This is a genomic window from Mesotoga infera (assembly GCA_011045915.1).
In the GTDB taxonomy this organism is placed as follows: domain Bacteria; phylum Thermotogota; class Thermotogae; order Petrotogales; family Kosmotogaceae; genus Mesotoga; species Mesotoga infera_D.
The window spans coordinates 1-7,597 of record DSBT01000207.1; the positions used below are offsets into that span (position 1 = coordinate 1).

Below are 7,597 nucleotides of genomic sequence, written 5' to 3' on the forward strand. Positions count from 1 at the left end.
CTTCCCGTTGTGCCGATCGGTACCTTGCGCATCCTCTCAAGCAAAAGGTCTTCCTCTTTGTGCCAGGGAAGAACGATGAAGGCTTCGGGATCAAGATAGAATCTACTGGAGACGCCTGGGAAATCTCTTTCCAGGATTTTCAGTTCCTCAACCAACTGCCCGACATCTATTACCATTCCTGCACCAAGAAAACCCTTTGAATCAATCACGGGATTTATTGAGGGCAAAAGATGATTTACATACTTTTTATCGCCAACATAGATCGTATGACCGGCATTTGCGCCACCGGAAAACCTTACTATCCACTCAAAATCCCTAGAAAAGTAATTGACAACCTTTCCTTTTCCTTCATCGCCCCACTGGGCTCCAACAACGGCCAATTTCTCCACTCAGTCAACCTCCATTAAGAACTCTCTCAAATACGCAGTTAACGTTTCTCAAAAAATAATCAGGATCGAAAAGTCTTCCAATCTCTTCTGAACTCATTAGCTTCGTGATTACTTGATTAGTCAAAACCAACTGTTTGAAATCAAGATTGCCGTTCCAGCAATCCATCGATAACTCCTGCACCAACCGGTAAGCTTCCTCTCTCGACATGCCCTTTTCGATCAAGGTCAGCATTACCCTCTGTGAGAAAACAAGATTTCTGGAGGCCTTGAAGTTTTCTCTCATTCTTTCGGGATAGATAACAAGATTGCTCACCAGATAAACAGACTTCTCAGCCATATAGTACAAAAGCATTGTCGCATCAGGCAGAACTACTCTCTCCACACTGGAATGGGAGATGTCTCTTTCATGCCAGAGGGCAATATCTTCTAGTGAAGCACCTGCGTAACTTCTCATCAAACGCGCCATACCGGTGAGCCTTTCACATATAATGGGATTCTTTTTGTGAGGCATAGCGGAAGAGCCTCTCTGCCCCTTCTTAAATGGCTCTTGAACTTCCAGAACCTCTGTTCTCTGGAGATGCCTGAACTCCACAGCCATTCGCTCTATTGAAGAGGCCGCTATTGCCAGCGCCGAAAGAAACTCGGCGTGAATATCCCTCGGGATGATCTGTGAGGAAACAGCGGTCGGCCTCAGACCGAGCTCACCCAGAGCAATACTCTCGATCTCCGGCAAAATATTAGCGTAGTTTCCAACGGCTCCACTCAGTTTCCCAACTGAGCAACCATCTATAGCTACGTTCAAGCGAAGGATTGCCCTCTCTATTTCAACGAAGAACGATAGAAACTTCAGTCCAAACGAAGTGGGCTCAGCATGTATACCGTGAGTCCTACCCATACATACTACATCTTTGTTGGCAACTGCTTTTTCCTTCAGTGCTCTCGAGAGCTGTTCCAGAGACCCGACAATAAGGCGCCCGGACTTTCTAACGGCAAGCGAAAGGGCGGTGTCCACAACATCCGATGATGTCAATCCAAGATGGAAAAAACGAGCTTCATCCCCCATTCCCTGTGTCACGAACTTTATGAAAGCAATGACATCGTGATCTACTTGCTTTTCAATCTCGGAAATCGCTTCCAAATCTATTCTTGCAGCGGACCTCATCTTTTCAAGCGTTCCCTGAGGAATTCTCCCTGTCTTCTCATAGGCATCGACGACGGCTAATTCCACTTCGAGCCATCTCTCATACTGGGCTTCCAGTTCCCACAGTTCTTTCAGGGGAGAAAGCGCGTATCTCTCTATCATAGTCGACCTCCCATCCAACAGATAATAGTTTACATCAAACCATCTGCCATTGTTTTTCATATGTGTCATTCAAACCAAAAAGCTTACGGTCAAATCGATGCAGATATGAAGAAAATTGGGAACCGCGTCCGTCTGGCTTCTACCAGGGTTTGACATAAGCAGACTGGTTATCATATCCGAAGAATCAACTCAGAATGAGATAGGAATAGTAGAGCTTCTCGATGGGTGGCTGTCTCTAAGAATCAATAAATCAGCCTAACGGCCCATTCAAATACGTCGCCTATTTCTTCACCTTTTGAGATCACAAAGTCAATTATCTGGTCTGCCGTTCTTGGCAATCTGAGAAGGTAATCCCCAACCCCGCTATGCCCGTATATTGCAATTACACCTCTAGCCTCTCCTCCGATAGCCACTCTTGCAGATGAAAAGCCTCCTATCGAATAGTCTCTGGCAATAGCTGCCCCTCCCACTGCGAAATCATAAGAAACCGCAAGGCCACCGCCCGCAAGATACAGCGCAATTGCCAATCCGCCAAATGCAGAGAAAAGACTGGCAGATAATCCACCCAGAGAAACCAGAAGAGAAAGCGCTACCCCTCCAAAGCTGAGTAGTCCGATTGAAACTCCGCCAATGGCCAACACTCCGACTGCTACATTCCCGATTGCAATAAAGCCTTTTGCAACTCCAAACGGACGCGTATTAATGTGTATGATTGGCAGAGCGGCAACAGTTGACTTTGAAATGTACTCATAACCGGCGTGGCCTCTGATACCGTAAGTCCGAGAAAACCTTGTGCGAACCTTGGTGTAAGTCGATTTCCTCTCTTCTATAAATTCTCTGGCATACGCGGCGGGGTCTCCCAGCACTTCAAAAGGATCCCCTTTACCGCTGTCGAAGACCTTGTTTTGGATATCGTAGTTCATCTCTCTTCTAATTTTCTCTTTCGATTCTCTGTCCGAGCTGATAGTGCTCAACGCGATTCGAATATACTGAGAGACTCTTTTCTCACTAATCATCTCTTCACCCGGTTTCAGGCCCGACAAGATCGAGAGATTCTGGATCAGTCATACGCCTTCATTATCTCCCTATCCTCTTTCATAAGGTGTTCTGCTTTAGCATACATGTCTGATTTTTTCCAGAATGAAAGCTTCTCATGTGCAGTGAGATATTTCATTGGTATGGGATGAGTTCCGATCACGACAGGAATCTCATAATAATTCTCTATGAACTCCTTGAATTGACTTAGTCGCGGACAAGGAGGATAACCCACGACCATTCCCGTTGCGAGATGAATAACTTCGGCTCCGTTCTTGATCATTTCTTGAGGCACGTATTCTACGTTCCCCCCCGGACAGCCTCCGCAATAAGAATAACCGACAAGAACCAGTTCTTCTTCATCCGGATAAATGGAAAAACCACCCACATGTTCTCTCATTGCTCTGAGACATTTCCCTCCCCCACAACTCTGATAGCGACCACAAATGATTATTCCGATTTTCTTCACAAAAACACCCCTTTCTAATGTGAAATACTTATCATCATCATTATAGCAACTTATGATGCTATTGCTTCTTCAGTCAATACTACTGTTGCCTATCTCGAGAAATAGCTGTATAATTCAACGGTTAATTTTTTTGGAGGTCGATATGAAGGATTTCACAAAGCGAATGCTTTCCATAGCGATACCCATAACACTTCAAAATCTTATATCTACCGGCCTCAATCTCGTTGACAATCTCATGATTGGTCAATTAGGCACAACCGCAATAGCCTCCGTAGGTCTGGTGAATCAGGTGGTCTTTATCCTCAATATTCTCACCTTTGGGGTGTCTAGCGGAGCTGGAATATTCGTTTCTCAGTACTGGGGCAAAAGAGACGAAAAGAACATAGAGAAGACGCTCGGGCACATTCTCTACATTACCATGGGAGCCGCCGTTGTATTCTTTGTGCTATTGTTCTTTTTCCCCGAAAGAGTATTAATGATCTTCACTACCGATACTGAAGTAATAAGAACCGGCGCGACATATGCAAGGCCAGTAGCCTTTTCAACGTTCCTGACATCATTTTCCTTTATTATCGCGATGGCTTTGAGAACAGTGGAAAAAGCAAGAATCCCTATGTATGTAAGTCTTGTCGCTCTGTCGATCAATACAGTGGTGAACTACGTGCTGATTTTTGGTTTTGGGCCGATCCAACCTCTAGGTGTTTATGGAGCATCACTCGCAACTCTCCTGTCAAGATTCGTGGAGTTTGTGATTTTTGTCAATATTGTATTGCGAAGGAAAACCCCTGTAAGGCTTTCAAAATTCGCCTTCAAGTTCGATGCACCGTTTTTCAAAAGGCTTATGAAATATGCTACTCCGGTGATAGTAAATGAGTTTTTGTGGAGCCTGGGTATTACAATGTACTCGCTTGTTATGGCAAGAATGGGTACTGAGTTTATAGCTGCCAGGAATATATCCAGCACCATCGAAAACTTCGGGTTCGTCATTTTTGGCGGATTAGCTTCAGCGACAGTTGTCATGGTAGGAGCAGAACTGGGAAGAAATAACTTCACTCAGGCAAAGTATAACGCAAAGAAGCTGCTTCAACTTACTGTGATGACCGCAGTGGCAACCGGCCTTATCATCATTCTGCTTTCGAGGATTATTGTGAATTTCTACAATATAGATCAGGGACTTAAGAATATTGTCCTTACAATAATTATCATTGTGGGCATCTCCCAGCCAATCAAAATGTTTAATGCAGTGAACATCGTTGGAGTTCTCAGAAGCGGAGGAGACACCAGAGCAGCTATGATCATCGAGATTGCATCGCTTTGGGGAGTGGGAATTCCGCTTGTGGCCGTCACCGGACTGGTACTGAAATGGCCGCTCACTCTCGTCTACGTCGCGATAATGATTGAAGAGCTCTTCAAGGCAATTCTGGGAGTCAGAAGGACTTTGACCTGGAAGTGGCTAAAAAACGTTGTTGATTAGCAGCATCCGGGATCAAAAAAGGCCGAGTAACAATTTCTTCGGCCCTTGATACACTTGTCACGCAAGCTGCTTCTTACTCAGGTCTGCAGAAACCTAAGGAATAGCTGAGCGTAAATTCTTGCCACAAGAAGAACATCTTCAATCGATATCCTTTCATTTGGCTGATGGGCCAGTTCAACGTTTCCGGGCAACAAAGCTCCGAAAGCCACGGCATTTGGCACTGCCCGGGCGTATGTTCCTCCACCGATAGCTATCGGTTCTTCATCGTGTCCCGTCACTTCCTTATATACTTCCCTGCACATCTTTACCAATTCCGAATCGGGAGATACATAAAGCGGCTTCTGGTGATGGTAGCTTTCGACCCGGAATCCATTGAAAGCCTCTTCAATCTGCGATCTTATCATTGCTTCATTGAAGAAAACGGGGTATCTGATGTTAATAACCAGCTTCAGGACTCCGGCTTGAAGCCTGAGAGTTCCAATATTGAGAGTCAATTCTCCAGACATCGAATCCCTTCCGGAGATTCCTAACGATTCACCATAGAATTCGTAACCAATCTTGTTTCTTATTGTACTCAAAAGCCTCTTCATCTCAGAATCTTCCAGAGGAAGCTCCGCGAGAAGATCTACTAAAGCTGCCATTGCGCTCTGCCCTTTACTTGGGGTCGATCCATGGGCGGAAACTCCCGTTATCGAAATCTCGACCCTTCTATCCGACTTATTTATCTCCAGTCTGGTATTGTTTTTCGGTGAGAAGGAGCTGATTTTTTCTAGAATCTCGTCGTCTGCACCCCTGAGAACGACCTTTGCTGACGAAGCAACCATGTTTGGTGCTTCTCCGGCAGTCAAGCTCTCGATTGCCAGCCCTTTCTCTCCACTGATGGCAGGTGCTGAAATTCCGTAATTCACTATTCCTTTCTCCGCAAAAATCACAGGGAAATCGGCATCGGGTGTCACAGAAAAATCTGGAATCTCTTCGTGCTTGACATAGTACTTCATACACTCCCAGCCAGTTTCTTCGTTTGTTCCGAAGATCAGCCTAATTCTCTTGGAGGGCTTTCTTACATAGTTCTTTATTGCCTTGAGAGCATAAAGTGCTGCAATCATTGGGCCTTTGTCATCCTGAGTTCCTCTTCCCCAGATCTCTCCGTCCTTCACCAGGCCGCTGTAAGGTGGAACTTCCCAGCCTTCTCCCTCTGGAACTACATCAAGGTGACCAAGAACACCGAAAGTCTCGCCCGATCCATAATCTACTATGCCCACATATCCATCGGCGTTCCTTGCCTCAAAGCCTAGCTTCTGTGCCAACTTGATAGTCTGGTCAAGTGAATCCCTTACCCCTTTGCCAAAGGGGCCACCATCAACCGGAGTATCCTGAACTGACTTGATCCTAACTGAATCGGATATTGATCTTACCAGTTCCTCCTTTAGGGAAATCACAATTTCGTCAAGCTTCCTATCCACTTTTTCTCCTCCTTAGACTATTATCTCTTTTATTTCCTGTGACTCTCCTCTTCTACAAACCAGCGTTCCTTCACTACTTGCCACCACAATGTAGTTCTCAATCCTTGAGACTGCAAGTTTCTTCTGAGTATGGTTGATTAAAAGACAATTCTTGACGTCTCTTAGAGAAAACTCGCCTTCTACTGCATTTCCGTTCTTGTCTTTCAGCAGCAAATCATAAACCGCATCCCAGGATCCAATATCATTCCAGTAGAAATTGGCCGGAACAGTTGCAACTTTTGTCGATCTCTCCATCAAACCATAGTCTATTGAAATCTTAGGAAGTCTCTCGTAAATCTTCTCGATGTCTTCAGGCCTCTCTTCAATCTCGGAGATTGAAGAAAACAGGTCCGGGAAGTTCGTTGAAAGCTCGGAGTCGAAGACCTTCTTTCTCCACACAAACATACCCGAATTCCAGAGAAACTTGCCAGACTGAAAATACCTTTGAGCGGTTTCATAGTCGGGCTTTTCATGGAACTTCTTCACCGAATAAACCTCTTTATCAGCGCTTACAACGTTTCCCCTTTCAATGTAGCCGTAACCAGTATAGGGGCGATTCGGGGTTATCCCTATTGTAACTAGCGATTCATTTGATTCGGCATACTCAATTGCCTTTCTCAAAGTCTTAAGAAAGCTCTCTTCATCTCTGATCACATGATCGGCCGGAACAATAACCATGATATCCTCAGCAGCAAATCTGCTGCTACCCAAAGCAATGGCTGGAGCTGTATTTCTTCTCATAGGTTCGAATATGACGTTGTCGCTTGGGAAGAGAGGCAAGTAGTACTGCATAAGTGGAAACTGCTCCCTTGTTGTGATAATGATTATCTCATCGGTAAGCTTTTCCATTCGTTCAATCGTTTCTTCAATCATGGTTTTCTTTGAACCAAACTTCTGGAACTGCTTCGGCCTCTTTCTTACGCTTACCGGCCATAGCCTCTCCCCTATGCCGCCAGCCATTATAAGTGTCTTGACCACGCACACCTCTCCTTCCTGCAACATCTTGTTATCTATAGCATACCAGAAAGGTGGAGCTTTACCTGGCGAAGGCGGGGAGGTAATTTTTTTGAAAAATCGTGTATAACAGAATAGGAAGAGAGACATAAAGAGATGTGTTCGACTCTATAGGAGTTTAATCATCGGCTGCAACCTTTGATGCAGTTGCATTTTAGAGGCAGAATTGTATAAAGGGGGTATTATCTTGACAAAGGCTATGGTCAGAATTCGAATGAGCCTTCAAGATGCTCATTACGGAGGCAACTTGGTTGATGGTGCAAGAGTTATCCAGATGTTCGGTGATGTTGCTACTGAGTTGTTAATAAGAAATGATGGCGATGAAGGCTTATTCAAAGCCTATGATAACATCGAATTTCTTGCTCCTGTCTATGCAGGAGATTACGTTGAAGCAACAGGAGAAATAGTCTC

At 45.0% G+C, this 7,597-nt stretch carries 8 protein-coding genes; 2 read left to right on the forward strand and 6 right to left on the reverse strand.

The features are described from left to right. From ENN47_07405 to ENN47_07420, 4 genes are all read right to left on the reverse strand, one after another. Positions 1 to 389 (reverse strand): adenylosuccinate synthetase (locus ENN47_07405; protein HDP77994.1); only part of this gene is annotated, 389 nt, incomplete at its 3' end. A 4-nt stretch (positions 390 to 393) separates the two neighbouring features. After that, complete coding sequence (locus tag ENN47_07410; protein ID HDP77995.1) at positions 394 to 1,692, reverse strand: adenylosuccinate lyase; 1,299 nt, start codon at positions 1,690 to 1,692, stop codon at positions 394 to 396. Positions 1,693 to 1,934: 242 nt separating this feature from the next. After that, positions 1,935 to 2,708, reverse strand: a complete 774-nt coding sequence (locus tag ENN47_07415) for a hypothetical protein (GenBank protein HDP77996.1) — start codon at positions 2,706 to 2,708, stop codon at positions 1,935 to 1,937. A gap of 44 nt (positions 2,709 to 2,752) precedes the next feature. Further along, positions 2,753 to 3,196, reverse strand: coding sequence for a CGGC domain-containing protein (locus tag ENN47_07420; protein ID HDP77997.1), 444 nt, complete (start codon positions 3,194 to 3,196; stop codon positions 2,753 to 2,755). Positions 3,197 to 3,338: 142 nt separating this feature from the next. Here ENN47_07420 and ENN47_07425 point away from each other — a divergent pair, with 142 nt between their 5' ends. Next, the gene (locus tag ENN47_07425) at positions 3,339 to 4,670 is read left to right on the forward strand and encodes an MATE family efflux transporter (protein ID HDP77998.1); all 1,332 of its coding nucleotides are present in this window, start codon (positions 3,339 to 3,341) and stop codon (positions 4,668 to 4,670) included. A gap of 77 nt (positions 4,671 to 4,747) precedes the next feature. Here the strand turns inward: ENN47_07425 and pepV are convergent, their stop codons facing one another. Beyond that, positions 4,748 to 6,133, reverse strand: a complete 1,386-nt coding sequence (gene pepV, locus ENN47_07430) for a dipeptidase PepV (GenBank protein ID HDP77999.1) — start codon at positions 6,131 to 6,133, stop codon at positions 4,748 to 4,750. 12 nt (positions 6,134 to 6,145) lie between these two features. After that, a complete protein-coding gene (locus ENN47_07435; GenBank protein HDP78000.1) occupies positions 6,146 to 7,156 on the reverse strand; it encodes a mannose-1-phosphate guanyltransferase in 1,011 nt (336 codons plus the stop codon). A gap of 214 nt (positions 7,157 to 7,370) precedes the next feature. Here ENN47_07435 and ENN47_07440 point away from each other — a divergent pair. Then, positions 7,371 to 7,597 (forward strand): 3-aminobutyryl-CoA ammonia lyase (locus ENN47_07440; GenBank protein HDP78001.1); only part of this gene is annotated, 227 nt, incomplete at its 3' end.

Excerpts from the sequence above, each read along its gene's own strand:
- ENN47_07415 (HDP77996.1), bottom strand. The coding sequence starts at position 2,708 with ATGATTAGTGAGAAAAGAGTCTCTCAGTATATTCGAATCGCGTTGAGC.
- ENN47_07410 (HDP77995.1), bottom strand. The coding sequence starts at position 1,692 with ATGATAGAGAGATACGCGCTTTCTCCCCTGAAAGAACTGTGGGAACTG.
- ENN47_07425 (HDP77998.1), top strand. The coding sequence starts at position 3,339 with ATGAAGGATTTCACAAAGCGAATGCTTTCCATAGCGATACCCATAACA.